This is a genomic window from Mucilaginibacter yixingensis (assembly GCF_041080815.1).
Lineage (GTDB): Bacteria > Bacteroidota > Bacteroidia > Sphingobacteriales > Sphingobacteriaceae > Mucilaginibacter > Mucilaginibacter yixingensis.
On record NZ_CP160205.1, the window covers coordinates 776,354 to 790,960 of the forward strand.

The following is a 14,607-nucleotide window of genomic DNA, read 5'->3' on the forward strand; positions in this document are numbered from 1 at the left end:
TTTTACGCTCCACAACATTTTATTGAAAAAAAGAAAGGGAGTGCTGCAACACCCCCAATCCTATGCCCGAAGTGGGCAACGTCAAGAAAAAGTTCGTTACACAATTTACTTAACACCCAAATGTACACAGATAACCTTGTATTTCCATGCAGGCGCCCCGGCTTGCGTGTGTTGTTAAAACCCCTGATAATTATGAAATTGATCATAGCCTTCCTTATAGTGACTGTGGTTCAGGCATCGGCTATTTCAAAAGCACAAAACGTAACCATTAAAGCAGCACCCGGCTCGCTGGAAGAAGTTTTCAATGCTATACACCAGCAAACCGGCTATAATTTTATTTACAACTCGGCTATGATCAAAAAATCTGCGCCGGTAAATATTGATGTAAATGCTAAGCCACTTAAAGAAACGCTCGATCAGGTATTTGCAGATCAGCCGTTAGGGTATGTTATTGAAGATCAAACCATCGTTGTAACCAAAAGAGCGGCCACGGCCGGACCGGTTACAGGTACCGTTACAGATGCTACCGGCGCAACACTGCCTGGCGTTACGGTAAAGGTAAAAGGCACTAACATTGTTACCAGTACAGATGTTAGCGGCAAGTTTCACGTTAACCTGCCTGTTGGTAATGAAGTGCTGGTTTTTAGCTTCATAGGCTATAAAACACAGGAAATTCCGGCTAGCGGTCAGAAAAACTTCAGTATTAAATTGGAAGAAGGTACCTCAAGCCTTGACGAGGTAGTAGTAATTGGTTACGGCGTAATGAAAAAGCGCGATTTAACCGGTGCTATTGGTACCGTAAAAGGTGCAGATATTGCACAGAACCCGGTAAGTAACCCTATTGAGGCATTACAAGGCCGTGTGTCTGGTGTTGACGTTGAACGCTCAAGCGGTCAGGCTGGGGCATCTCCAAACATCACCATTCGTGGTACCCGTACCCTTAACGGCGGTGCAGATCCACTATACATTGTTGACGGCATACAGGGTGCAAGCGCTGCCAACATCAACCCAAATGATATTGAGAATATAGAGGTGCTGAAAGATGCATCGTCTACGGCTATCTATGGTTCGCAGGCGGCCAATGGTGTAATTATTATTACTACCAAAAAGGCAAAAGCAGGCAGTACGCAGATAGATGTTAACTCTTATTATGGTATCAACGGCTTTGCCTCTTACCCTAAACCTTTAATGGGTGATGCATGGTTGCAATACCAGCAAGATAAATATTATGCAGCCCATGGCTCATACGCTACAGATATTGTTGCGCAGCTGGGCCTTACACCTGCCGCTGTTGACGCTATAAACAACAAGCAGTATGTAGATTGGGTTGGCGAAACGTTGAAACAAGGCAGCCAGCAAAATCATCACATTGCTATTAGGGGCGGTAGCGAGAAAGTGCGCGGCGATTTTGCTTTGGGTTTGATTGATGAGAAAGGCGTTTACAAAGGCGATGAAGTAAAAACCTACAACTCACGCTCTGGCGCCGAGGTTCAGTTCAATAAATTTATCCTGGGTGGTATCCGTAACTCCGTTACCTGGAAAGACGGTAACACAACCAATAGCCGTATTAATAAGGCTTATGGTATATTACCATTGGGTACCCCTTATGATGCCGATGGCAACGTAAACCTGACACCACTGCCTGGCGACCCGAATACCATCAGCCCGATTGCCAACTATCAGCCTGGTGTTTACGTAAGCAACAGCAAGAATTTAAACCTGTCGGTAAATCCTTACCTGATTATTACGCCAATAAAAAACCTTTCTATCCGCTCCAATCTGAGTGTTAATTACACATGGAACCGCAATGGCTTGTTTGAGAACGAGCGCTCTTATAACGTTGCCTCATTAGGTTCTGGCGGTCAGAAAGATGCATCTTACGCAACCAAGATGGATTACAGTTACCTGTGGGAGAACATCATCAACTATAATTTCACCATTAATAAAGACCATAACTTTGGTTTAACCGGCATCACCTCTTACGGCGATAACAGATCAGAAACAGAATCTATTGCAGGCCAGGGCCTGGATTACGACGGCTTTTTGTTTTATGATATGGGGGCGGTTAATTTGGTTACCAGCAAGTCAACCGGTTATGTGCAATCAAACCTGGCGTCGGTAGCCGGTAGGTTCAACTACAACTATAAAGGTAAATACCTGTTAGAAGCCAGCTGGCGTATAGACGGCGCTTCTCAGTTAGTGCATAAATGGTCGCAATTCCCATCGGTATCAGCCGGCTGGAACATCACTGAAGAGAAGTTTATGGACCAAACTAAAACCTGGTTAAGCAACTTAAAACTGCGTGCAGGTTGGGGTAGCGTGGGTAACTCTGGCGGTATTTCACCATACTCAAGCCAAACCCAAGTTACCGACAGCAGAAACACCACGCCGTTAACTTTGGGCGGCGCCTCTCAGTTACCAATTTATATTTTGACCAAAGCGGTATCTAACCCTAATTTGAAATGGGAACGTTCTGATAATACCAACATCGGTTTTGATGCATCGTTCTTAAGAGACCGTATTCAGTTCTCGGCAGAGGCTTATTATACAAATACTACCGGTTTGTTATACAACCGTAACCTGCCGTCAACATCTGGTGGTTTTGATGCCAAAACACCTTACGTAATTACGCAGAACATTGGTACATCAGTTAACCGCGGTATTGAGTTAACCGCCAGTGGTCTGGTATTGCAGAAAAAAGGTTTTACCTGGAACACCAGCTTGACCTATACCCGTGCAGACGAAAAATTAACAAGTCTTGACTTGGGTAACTCTGTAAACGCAGCCGGTTACATTGCGCTTAACCTGTTTGTGGGCAGTCCAATCAAAACCGTTTACGGTTACAAAAAAGTAGGCATCTGGCAAACATCAGAAGCTACGGAAGCAGCTTTGTATGGTGCAAAACCGGGTGATATTAAACTGGCTACGGTGCCACAGGTTGTAAACGGCGTGTCTGACAATGGCGTGCACACTTACAGCGCAAACGACAGACAAATTATTGGTCACCAAAACCCTAACTGGATGGGCGGCTGGCAAAACACCTTTACCTATAAAGGCATTGACCTGACTGTTTACCTGACAGCCCGTTTCGGTCAAACATTGGCTAATGCTTCTGTACTGGGTTATTACAACGCCGTAGCGCAGCCGGTAACTTATGATTACTGGACGCCTAACAACCCAACAAACGCATTCCCGCAGCCAACTTCGGGTTCGACCAATAACGATTACAAAACATACGGTACTTCTTTAACCACGGTAGACGGCTCATACTGGAAAATCAAAAACCTGACATTGGGTTATACCCTGCCAGTTAAATGGAGCCAGAAGGTAAGCATCAAAAACCTGCGTATATATGGAACCGCTTACAACCCATTCATCTACACCCGTAACAAAATGCTTAAAGGTGTGGATCCAGAAAACGGTGGAGCAGACTCGTTCCCGCTGTACAAACAGATAGTATTTGGTATTAACGTTAGTTTTTAACAAAAAAGAAATTAAAGAAAATGAAACAGCAATATAAAAATATAGCCATTGCGCTTATTGCAGCTGCTGGTATTTGCACCTCGTCTTGCCGTAAACAACTTGAAGAATATAACCCAACCACAGTAACCGTTAATTTGGCTTATGGCAATAAAACCGGTTATGAAGGTCTGATCAACTCTTGCTATACCGATATGTACTTCTTTTACGGTAAGGTAGACTGGATCGGTCCGTCTGAAATGGGTACCGATCTTTGGACCACCTATAGCGGTCAGGATTCTGGTATGACCAATTACGATGCTACCTTAATTCCAACCTATGGTACCGTAAAAACTTGTTGGGGTGGCTGGTACTCATGTATTAACCTGTGTAACACCGCTATTTACTTCTCTAAAACGGTACAGGGCTATGCCAGCCAGGCTGATGTAAACGCTAAAGTAGCCGAGGCTTATTTTATGCGTGCCTGGGCTAATTTTAACCTGGTTGAGCAATTTGGCGATGTGGTTTTAAACACTAACTCATCAGCAGTAAGTGATGCTGACCTTAACCCGGTGCGTACCCCTGAAACCGCTTTTTATGATCAGATCATCTCTGATTTGCAGTTTGCCTGCGCTAACCTGCCTGTTAGCCAAACTTTGCGTGGCCGCGTAGCTAAAAAAGCTGCTTACGGTCTGTTAGCTAAGGTTTGCTTACAGCGCACCCGCTTAGGCGATAAAGAGAAATATGCTAAAATGGCGCTTGATGCCTCTCAAGAGCTGATCAACAATCCGGGCAAATACAACTGCGCGCTGTACCTGAGCGATGCCACCACATCGGGCTTCTCTAAAGTATTTAGCGCTGCCAACAACAAAACTAACACCGAGTTTTTGTGGACCCAGGCGATAGATCTTACCGGTCTGAACCCTGATGGTTTTAACCGTGGCCGTACCCGCCAGTATTATGAGGCCGATCTTGCCGGTAAAGGTGTTGATTTTGGTACCAGTGCAACCAGTATCTTGTACGGCCGTGCCAATACCAAACAATACAAACCATCAGCCTATCTGCTGACAACCTTGTTTGACCCGCGTGAGACTACGCCTGACACTCGTTTTGCCAACACGTTCACTTATAAATATTATGCTTACAGCGATAAGACCATAACACAGGCCATTGCCACAGCATATCATAAAGATGCGTCTGTTGTAGGTAAAACTATTTTGGGTACTGCAGCAGCATATTCTGGCCCTAACGCCATTATCTCTGCCACCTTTGAGGAAGAGAAGAATATGACAAATGATGCCGGCCTGGCCATCTTTACGCCAAACTGGACCATTGATCCGGTAACCAAATCGAAAATGACCGCCATGGTGGTTGATCCGAGCGATTTGTTTGACCCTGCAACCGGTACTTATAAAGATTATACCAAGTTTCCGAATGATGTAAACTACAGCGGTATCTTCCCCTCATTCAAAAAGTACTCAAACAAAATGTACTCTTATAACAACCAGTATTGGTTGGGCGATATAGGCATCCTGCGCCTTGGCGAAGTTTACCTGATTGCTGCCGAAGCTGCCCTGTTATACAACAATGACCAGGCCACGGCTGCTAATTATGTAAACGTTATCCGCAAACGAGCTGCCGTAACTACCCGCGAAACAGAGATGGTGGTTACACCGGCACAGATGACCGTTAAATTTATCCTTGATGAGCGAGGTCGCGAACTGGCCGGCGAGCACACCCGCTGGATTGACCTGAAACGTACCGGTTATCTGACTAAAGATTACCTGACGTTAACCAACCCTCAGGCTGCAGTTAATTTTAACCCTGCCAAGCACCTGAGAAGACCAATCCCGCAATCATTCCTGGATGCTATTCTTAACTATAAAGAATTCGGTAACAACGGTTACTAAAAAATATATCAGAAATAATTACAGGTGATTGGTTAGCCTGTAATAGTTTCATACTCGTACCGCCCTGTTTTGGTTAGCAGGGCGGTTTTTTTGTGCCCGAAATTTAAAGCCCGGCACAGCCTTAACTGCAAACAGTATTATCGTGCTGTACTTTCTGATTTTAAAGCGTTGATTTTCTTGACGATAATACTTGTCAGTGCTTTGCAAGTTGGATCTATTTTGCTATTATAGCACTAAATCCTTATTGCAATATGAAAAGAACTATTTGGTTACTCCTTTTTATAGCTTGTTCCGTAGCTGCTCAAGCTCAAATCATTATAAACAACACTAAGCTTGCCGGATTTAGATTTTTATCGCTTCCTCGGCGTGAATTACCAGTGGGGGCTGTTTGGAACGATGTAACTGGTCCTAATGGCGCCGGAGCCAGCCCGCAGCAGCTGATTACAGTGGGTTCGTTTAGTAATTTGAGTTCTTTTATTACAGATACAAGTAAAGCAACCCTGGAGTTAGGCGTGTTGAGTTTTTTAAAAAGCGGAGGGTATTTTAAATCTCTTACAACCCAATCTATAGAACTGGCAAATCTTAGCATTGTTGGATTTAATGACCTTAGTCTGTTAAAAAACAATATTGGTAACGATGTTATTTACGAAGCTTTGAAAGTGGATAACATTAAACTAATCATAAAAAAAGCCAACTTAGTAAATGCTAAAACTGAGCTTTCAAAGTTGTTCAACACTGTTAATTTTACTGGTGAATATGATAAAGGCGCCGATAAAGAGATTGTGGTGAGCGGACTTAATCTGTTTATCGGTTATCGGATAATTAAGATTCAAAAAGCTAATCAGCGTGTAGATAAGCTTGAATTTCATTTCCAAAGCAGACCCCGGCTTGATAAAGTTGTAGAGCTAACCAGTAATGTAGAAGCTAGTACCAAAGATTTTTTGGTTGCTCTATGTCCTTGTGATATACTCCACTGTGTACAAGATAATGACGTTGATCGCTCGAAGGACGTCGATCCTATATTTGAGCGCTGTGCTTATGAACATGGTTGGAATTTTACAATTACACTTAAAAATCAACTGACAGAATCGGGGGCACCTAAGCAGTATAGTTTTGTTTGCAAAACCGGGCTGCTTATAAAGAATCAATTTTTTCCGTTATACTACAAACCCACCTCTGATGGCCTGGAAACAGCTTGCCTTAACCTTGAACAACTGTCTTTTACACCTTCCAGAACGATGGGGTATTCTGCTATTTTAAGTCGAAGTAAAAGTGATGCAAAGGCAAATATTACTACAACCATATTTGCTTTTAAACCGCATAAATATACAGATACGGAAGGCTGGTAAAATAAGGGATTTAAACAAAAAAACGGCCTGAAAAGCCGTTTAAATATGGTTAGAAGTGCCCAGAACGAGATTCGAACTCGTACATCCATACAGATGCCACCCCCTCAAGATGGTGCGTCTACCAATTTCGCCACCTGGGCCTATTTTAAAAAGATTTGAGATTTTAGATATGAAGAATAATGCTTGTCTGCATTATCTCATATTGATTTGTGGATTTGTAAGACTTTGAAACGTGAGATTCTCCTATCTCAAATCTCACATCTCATATCTTTTAAGTGGTGTGCCCAGGGAGAGACTCGAACTCTCAAGAGACAATTCTCAACGGCTTCTGAGACCGCAACGTTTACCAATTTCGCCACCTGGGCTCGTTTAGCTATCAGCTCCTTAAGAAAGCTTTCCTGCTGAAAGAGGGTGCAAATATAGCTTTTACTTTTTATTTGTCAACCCCTAAAATTAAAAAATACAAATTTGTTAAAAACGGCTATAAAAGTAAATTAGCAAACATTTTAATAATCAACCTCATGCCCCACATTGCCCCTCTTATTTTTGCTGCTTTTTTATTTTTTATTGGTCCGGCAAGGGCTCAGAAAGTTGAAATTCTGGACCAGGGCAAGCCCACCAGCTTGCGCGGCCTTTCTGTGGTGGACGATAAAACAGCATGGGTAAGCGGTAGCAAAGGTTATATAGCCCATACTACAGATGGTGGCCATACCTGGCAATGGCAGCAGGTGCCAGGTTATGAGCAGGCCGATTTTAGGGACATTGAGGCTTTTAGTGATAAAGACGCCATTGTCATGAGTTCGGGCACGCCTGCGCTTATCCTCAAAACAACCGATGGAGGTGTTACCTGGAAATTGAAATATAGGAATGATGACAAAGCCTGCTTTTTGGACGCTATTGATTTTGATGGCCCCAAACACGGCTTTGCACTGGGCGACCCGATCAATAAAAAATTCCTGCTGTTAGAAACTACCGACGCGGGAGAGAGCTGGCACCCCTTTACCAACATGCCTGCGGCGATGGATGGCGAGGCAGCATTTGCCGCCAGCGGCACCTGTTTGCGCGTAAATAAAAATGATATAGGCATTGTAACCGGCGGCAGTGTGGCTCGTTACCTGTCGGCCACTGCGCCATATAAGAAGTGGAACGCTGCGGTGCTGCCCATTAAACAGGGTAAAGAGAGCCAGGGTGCCTTTTCTGTTAACCTGCCGGGCTTTGTATTTGTAGGCGGCGACTATGCCAACAGCAAGGATACTGTAAAGAATGCCGGTCATCTGCAGATACCTTTAAACCCATCTGCGCCTTATGGGGCAGCAAGCATTCCGTCCGGCTTTCAATCGTGCGTGGAGTACATTGGCGATGGCGCAAACCTTTCAACCGGCACCTCTGGGAGCAATATCAGTACCGATAGTGGCCAAACATGGCGACAAATAGATGGCGAAAGTTTTAACGTTTGTCGTAAATCTAAACAGGGAAAACTGGTGTTATTGGCCGGAGATAAGGGAAAAATTGGCTTGCTGAAAAATTAGTTTCCTGTATATTAGTGGCTTAAATGGGGCCTTAGAATTATTTGAAAAAATAATTTGCAGTAATAGATATTCGCCCTATATTTGCACCACTTTAAAGGAAACGGTTAAACGTTCCGAACGAAAGTAAAAGTGATGATTCCGTAGCTCAGCCGGTAGAGCATAACACTTTTAATGTTGGGGTCCTGGGTTCGAGTCCCAGCGGGATCACAAAGGGAAGCAGAGATGCTTCCCTTCTTTCGTTTAAGTAGAGGGGTAACAATTACGATTCCGTAGCTCAGCTGGTAGAGCATTACACTTTTAATGTAGTGGTCCTGGGTTCGAATCCCAGCGGGATCACAAAGGGAAGCAGAAATGCTTCCCTTTTTTTGCATTTAGGCTTTTTCTGTTGAGTGCCTTTTAACTTTTTTACGGAAATTGGGTTTTAGAAATATGGATGGAAAGGTTATCTATTTTAATGAAAGTAAAATTTCTGGTATCTCCTTACCCGGCCGTTTTACCTTTCCTTTTTTCTACGAGCCCCATCCTTTGGCTAAAATTGCCGCAGATGATCTAAAGCATTACCTGGAAAATCAAGCCAGGCTTGACCATAATTTTGGGCTTGATAGCGATGCACAAGGTATGGCTATTGGCAAAATGTTTGGCGTTTTGATTATACAAGATGGTGATGGCCGCCAGGGGTATCTATCTGCCTTTTCCGGAAAGCTGGCCAATTCTAATGATCACCCGCGTTTTGTTCCGCCTGTTTTTGATATGTTGGCCGAGGACAGTTTCTTCCTCAAAGAGCAATATGTGCTTAATGATATCAATGGTCAGGTTAAAGACATTGAAACCAACCAGGATTATCTAACCCTGCAACATGAGCTTAAAGGCCTGACTGCGCAAACAGAAAAACAAATAGGTGATTTTAAGAAGCTGCTGAAAGCTAATAAGGCAGATAGAAAGAAGCAGCGTGACGAGCAAAAAGCCACGCTGACACCTGAGGCGTATATGGAATTTGAGGCTTATATGGTCAAGCACAGTCTGCATGATAAGCACCAATTAAACGTTTTAGTTGGCGACTGCGAAGCCCGGTTAAACAAACTGCGCCAACAACTAGCGCCGTTTGAGGATCGCCTGGAAGCGCTGAAAAAGGAGCGCAAAGAGAAATCGGCAGCATTGCAACAGCAGCTTTTTGAGCAGTACGCTTTCCTTAACCAGTATGGGCATACCAGGAGCCTGTATGATATTTTCAGCGAAACTGTTTTTGGTACGCCTCCCTCGGCTGCCGGCGAGTGTGCTACGCCTAAACTGCTGCAATACGCTTTTCTGAATGGCTACAAGCCGTTGGCCATGGCCGAGTTTTGGTGGGGTGCATCACCAAAATCAGAGATCAGAGCGCACGGGCAGTTTTATCCGGCCTGTACGGGAAAATGCAAGCCTATTCTAAAGCACATGCTGGAAGGGATTGAGCTGGATGAAGACCCGCTGCTCGTTAATCCTGGAGAAAACAAGCCGCTGGATATTATTTTTGAGGATGATTACTTTGTAATAGTCAATAAGCCCTCTGGCCTCCTCTCTGTACCTGGCATTAATATCAGCGATTCTGTTTACAGTAGGCTAAAGCAAACTTTTAAAACAATCGAACCGCTTATCATTCACCGGTTGGATATGGCAACCTCAGGCTTATTGGTTGTTGCCAAAACGCGTGAGGCACATAAGTTGATACAACAACAGTTTCTAAAGCGAACCGTAACCAAACGTTACACCGCATTGCTAAGTAAAATAATAGAAGGGCAGGAGGGTGAGATAAACCTGCCGTTGCGCGGCGATCTGGATGACCGCCCCCGGCAATTAGTATGCTTTGAACACGGAAAAAAAGCCATTACCCGTTGGAAGGTGATTGAATATAAAGACGGCAAAACCAAAATTCATTTTTGGCCTCTAACAGGCCGCACACACCAATTACGTGTCCACTCAGCCCATGAGCAGGGCCTCAACGCTGCTATTGTAGGAGATGACCTGTATGGTACCGCTGCCGAAAGATTATACCTGCATGCAGCCTATCTGGAGTTTGTGCATCCGGCATCTGGAGAGAAAATGAGTTTTGAGGTTAAGGAAGATTTTTAAAGTACTAAGATAGATTTGACATAAAAGCAAAAGGCGCAAGAAATTGCGCCTTTTGCTTTTATAAGTTGATATCGTTTATAGCAAACAAAGATTGCTTGGTGCTGCCAGCTTTGCCTCCTGCGTATCTGCAAGTACATTCAAGTTTTCAGCGCTTTTTACAGCTACTGTTTTAGACTTAGCGGCTGGTCTAACGGGGCTGCCTTCCCATTGGGTGCCTGGGGCCAGCTGTTCGCCTTTCATTACCAGCGAGAGCGGTTTCAGAGTCACATCATCGCCAATAACGCTATCGTATAATATAATGGTGCGTGTGCCAATGCTGGTGCGTGCGCCAATATGTACGGAGCCAATCTTCATCACCCTGTCCTCAAACAAGTGAGTTTGCGGACCGCAGTCTTCGTTCAGGGCAGCGTCATCGCCAATGGTTACCATGTCATACTCGGTAATATCGGTAGTGTCCAGCCAAACGCGTTTACCAATTCTTACACCGAACAAGCGCAGGGCGATGGGTAAGAACGGGGTGCCTTTCAAAAAGTCGAGCATAAAGGGAACGGCCAGCGCTTCATAAGTGGTGGTAATGGCCTCGCTGCGCCAAACGTGGTGTGTCCACATCGGTTTCTGGCTGGCTTTGTAAACGCCCACGGTAGCCCATTTAATAATAGCGGTAATAAGTAATGCCGGCATACCCATATAAAACAGGTAGTAGAACGGCAGCTTAGGCATTTGCATTAACACTTGCAGCGCGGTGCGGTCTTTCACCAAATCGTGACAATAAGCGATGAACAATACGCTACAACAGATCACCACCGTTTCTGGCAATATAATACGGATGGTTTCTACCAGTCCGCGCGCCAGTTTGCGCTGCCAGCTGGGTTTGGTGGTTAATGATGCCGGATAGTTGCCACTGCTTTGACGCTTAGGCAACGCAATGGCTGGCGAGCCAAACCAATCGCCGGCAGGCTGAGCCGCCAGTTGTGCCGCAGTAGGAGGTACAGACAACACACCGATGAGCATGTTATCGCCTAACTGATACCCTTGCGGGATGAGCGCACTGTTGCCCACAAAGCTGCTGTTGCCAATTCTGGTACGGTTGAGGATAAGGCGCTGTCCGCGGATATCCTCTTCGCCCAGGGTTACGGCGTCGGCAATAAAGCTTTCGTCGCCAATCTCCAACATGGTATGGGTTACGTTGCTGGCGGTAGAGATTTCTGTATTCTTACCAATTTTGGCGCCCAGTAAACGGAAGAAGAACGAAATAAACACAGTAGCATAAATGGGGTGCAGCACAATAAGCGCCACGGCAATTAACTGGTCTGACAGCCATTTGCGTACATAAGTTTTGCTGTAGATAGGATAAACGCCCGGTTTAATACCCCAGACCAACAAGCGCGATAGCGCCACGGTTTCCAGTGCGTACAGTACAATGTACAGCAAGGTAAGCAGCGGTACATGGATAAAATAGTTAAAGTTATAGTCGGGCGCCTGTAAATCCAGGTAGTTCAATATCTCAATAACAGGGAGCAATGGTAATAGTACCACTACTGGGAAGATAACCAGCAGCAATGTATAGAGCGCGCCATATTTGCCGGTCCTGATCTGTGATGCTGCCAGTGGTTGCGGTAACTCGTGCTCGGCAGCAACGTGGATTTTTTCCGCCGGGCTACCTTTCCAAACCTCACGCTCGGCAATTACCTGTCCGGCTGATAGGTGACTCAGATCTTGCAGCTCGCCCCAGGCTTTTACGTGGCTACCGCCAGAGATCACCGCGTTACTGCCGATGTAAGCATGATCGCCAACAGTGATCTTGCTAAAACGGATCAGGCCCCGCTCTACCGTAACATTGTCCAGCACCACGCCAGAGCTCAGGCTGGCATCGGAGCCAATCTCGGCCAAATCATGCGCGCCAATGGTAATGGCGCTCAGTTGTGCATCTTTAGCCACTTTTGTACCCAATAGGCGCAGGTAAATAGGATAAATGGGCGTACCGTTCATAAACTGGGCAGGTGCCAGGTCTAACACGCGTTTTACGAGCCAGTAGCGGAAGTAATACCAGCCCCACAACGGATGATCGCCCTCTTTTACTTTGCCCAGCAGCAACCATTTAAGGCCGATGCCCAGGAACGAAATAAACGGAGGCACCACACAATACAGCAGCAGGGCTACAACAACGGCTATGCCACGATCTGTACGTCCTGATTCTGTACGGGCAACCACGTAGTAGTAGCCCAGGTAAGGCACAAATATCTGGATGGCAAACAAGCTGTAGATAAACAGTAAAGATACGCCCTGCGCCAGCCCGCAAAGAAAATAACGCAACGGCGGGATCTTGTTAAAGATTGGTTGTTCTTGTTCGGTCGCCTCTTTCTGTCCGGCAGCTTGCTCCCAGGTATCTATGAGTTTAGCCAGCGGGCGTTGGGTATAAACATCTTTAAGCGATGCATGTTCAACAGCGGCTTGCTGACGCAACATCGATGTAAAAGATGCCGCCAGCAGTGAGTGCCCGCCAAGGTCATTAAAGAAATCCATCTCCGGCGAAATCTTCCTGCCGGGGAAAACATTAGATAATGCCGCCATCACCCGTTCGGCCAATGGCGCATTAGGGTCTATTGCCAAGGGCTCACGAGCTTCCATTTGCAGGAAGAGCTCGGGCACAGGTAATGATTTACGGTCAATCTTCCCGCTGGATAAACGAGGCATGGCATCCAGCACCACAATAGCCAGCGGCACCATGTAAGCAGGTAGAACGGCAGACAGTGCGGTGCGTGCATCGTGCTCGGTAAAAGTAGCACCGGGCTTCAGGGTAACAAAACCGGCCATTTGGTCTTGTCCGGCGGCGTCTTTCTTTAAAGCTACGGCAGCTGCCGATACGCCCGGTAGCTCGCTCAGTTTTACTTCTATCTCGCCCAGTTCAATACGGTAGCCGCGCAGTTTCACCTGGTCATCCAGGCGGCCGTGGAAATCAATGCGGCCATCGGCTTGCATTACCACGGCATCACCGCTCAGGTAAATGGTATCGCCATTCATGGCGTTCAGCGTGGCGGGTTTGTGCAGAAATTTTTCATGGGTAAGCTCAGGACGATTTACATAGCCCTCGCACACGCCGGGACCAGAAATTACCAATTGACCCTGTTGGCCGTAATCGAGCAAATTAAAATCGTCATCAACCACCGCCAGATCATAGTTAGGCAGTGGCCCGCCAATGCTAATGGCATCGCCAGGATGAAGGGGGGCCATGGTGCTGGTTACCGTGGTTTCGGTAGGGCCATAGCTGTTGTAAAATGTGTTTTTCCCGGGCTTACTCCAGCGGTTCAATACAGCAGGTGTGCAGGCCTCGCCACCGGCGTTTACCATACGCAGGGTGGGGATGTTGTCGTCCATCACGGCCAGCAGGCTGGGTACAGCATGTAATATGGTGATCTGATTGCTGCGCAGTATATCGCTCAGTTCATCTACAGATTTGGCAGTAGTGGCATCGGCCACCCAAATGGTGGCTCCGGCCAGCAGGCTAATCCAGGTTTCTTCGCACCACATATCAAAAGAAACTGAGAAGCCCTGGTATACTTTGTCTTCAGGCTGTATGTTGATTACACTTTGCTCTGACCTGATGAGGTGACAAATATTGCGGTGCAGGATAGGAATGCCTTTGGGTTTACCTGTACTGCCCGATGTATAAAGTACGTAAGCACGATCATCAGGTTGTGGGCCGGAAGGGACTTCAAACTCATCATCAGCCTTAGGGAAACGGGGTACTTTAAAAACAAGGCAGTTGAGTGTTGGGCTGCCATCACTAAAACAGGCCGACGCACCAACCTCCTGCATCACGGTTTGCAAGCGCTCTTCGGGCATCTCCCTGTCCAGCGGAACGTAGGCCGCGCCAGATTTAGCAATGCCCAATATAACGGCATGTAGTTCAAGTCCGCGAGTATGCCAAACACCAATAGCCTGGCCGTTGCCAATGTCCTGTTGGGCAATAAATGCAGCGATGCGATCGCTCCAGCGGTCAAGCTCGGCGTAAGTAAGGTGGGCGTCCCCAAAAATGAGGGCGGTTTTGTTTTTATAATGGTCTGCCGATTGACGGATCAGACTGGCTAAGGTTTCAGGTTTGATCAGATCCGGACGAGCGGCTCCTCTCAGTAGGCTTTGGGTATTCATTTGATCGGTTTTGTGAACATTAAGACAATTACAGCCGTGCTTGGTTTAACTACAATCAGGGCATGTTCATCTTTTCTTCATCAAACTAAAAAAGGGGGGTATTGT

6 protein-coding genes and 4 tRNA genes are annotated in these 14,607 nt (G+C 46.1%); 7 read left to right on the top strand and 3 right to left on the bottom strand.

Translation table 11 applies throughout. From position 1 onward, the window contains the following. Window positions 1-192 precede the first annotated feature (192 nt). The 3 genes from ABZR88_RS03215 (at window position 193) to ABZR88_RS03225 (ending at window position 6,718) form a co-directional block, all read left to right on the top strand. Window positions 193-3,483 carry a TonB-dependent receptor gene (locus ABZR88_RS03215; RefSeq protein ID WP_170113639.1) on the top strand — a complete coding sequence of 1,097 codons (3,291 nt, stop codon included), beginning with the start codon at window positions 193-195 and terminating at the stop codon, window positions 3,481-3,483. A 20-nt stretch (window positions 3,484-3,503) separates the two neighbouring features. Further along, entirely contained in the window at window positions 3,504-5,369 is a 1,866-nt protein-coding gene (locus tag ABZR88_RS03220) for a RagB/SusD family nutrient uptake outer membrane protein (RefSeq protein WP_107829623.1), read from the top strand. Window positions 5,370-5,620: 251 nt separating this feature from the next. Beyond that, a complete protein-coding gene (locus ABZR88_RS03225; protein WP_146166566.1) occupies window positions 5,621-6,718 on the top strand; it encodes a hypothetical protein in 1,098 nt (365 codons plus the stop codon). A gap of 56 nt (window positions 6,719-6,774) precedes the next feature. Here ABZR88_RS03225 and ABZR88_RS03230 read toward each other — a convergent pair. Both ABZR88_RS03230 and ABZR88_RS03235 read right to left on the bottom strand, forming a co-directional pair. Continuing rightward, window positions 6,775-6,858 (bottom strand) — tRNA-Leu (locus tag ABZR88_RS03230). 141 nt (window positions 6,859-6,999) lie between these two features. Continuing rightward, window positions 7,000-7,083: transfer RNA gene (locus ABZR88_RS03235), tRNA-Leu, on the bottom strand. Between the two features lie 156 nt (window positions 7,084-7,239). On the opposite strand from ABZR88_RS03235, the gene ABZR88_RS03240 reads away from it, so the two are divergent. From ABZR88_RS03240 to ABZR88_RS03255, 4 genes are all read left to right on the top strand, one after another. Next, window positions 7,240-8,247 carry a YCF48-related protein gene (locus ABZR88_RS03240; protein ID WP_146166567.1) on the top strand — a complete coding sequence of 336 codons (1,008 nt, stop codon included), beginning with the start codon at window positions 7,240-7,242 and terminating at the stop codon, window positions 8,245-8,247. 134 nt (window positions 8,248-8,381) lie between these two features. Beyond that, window positions 8,382-8,454, top strand: a tRNA-Lys gene (locus ABZR88_RS03245). 56 nt (window positions 8,455-8,510) lie between these two features. Then, window positions 8,511-8,583: transfer RNA gene (locus ABZR88_RS03250), tRNA-Lys, on the top strand. Between the two features lie 93 nt (window positions 8,584-8,676). Further along, complete coding sequence (locus tag ABZR88_RS03255) at window positions 8,677-10,353, top strand: pseudouridine synthase (RefSeq protein WP_107829629.1); 1,677 nt, start codon at window positions 8,677-8,679, stop codon at window positions 10,351-10,353. A 75-nt stretch (window positions 10,354-10,428) separates the two neighbouring features. On the opposite strand, the gene ABZR88_RS03260 is transcribed toward ABZR88_RS03255, so the two are convergent. After that, window positions 10,429-14,502: a Pls/PosA family non-ribosomal peptide synthetase gene (locus ABZR88_RS03260; RefSeq protein ID WP_107829631.1), complete on the bottom strand. Its 4,074-nt coding sequence runs from the start codon at window positions 14,500-14,502 to the stop codon at window positions 10,429-10,431. Window positions 14,503-14,607 lie beyond the last annotated feature (105 nt).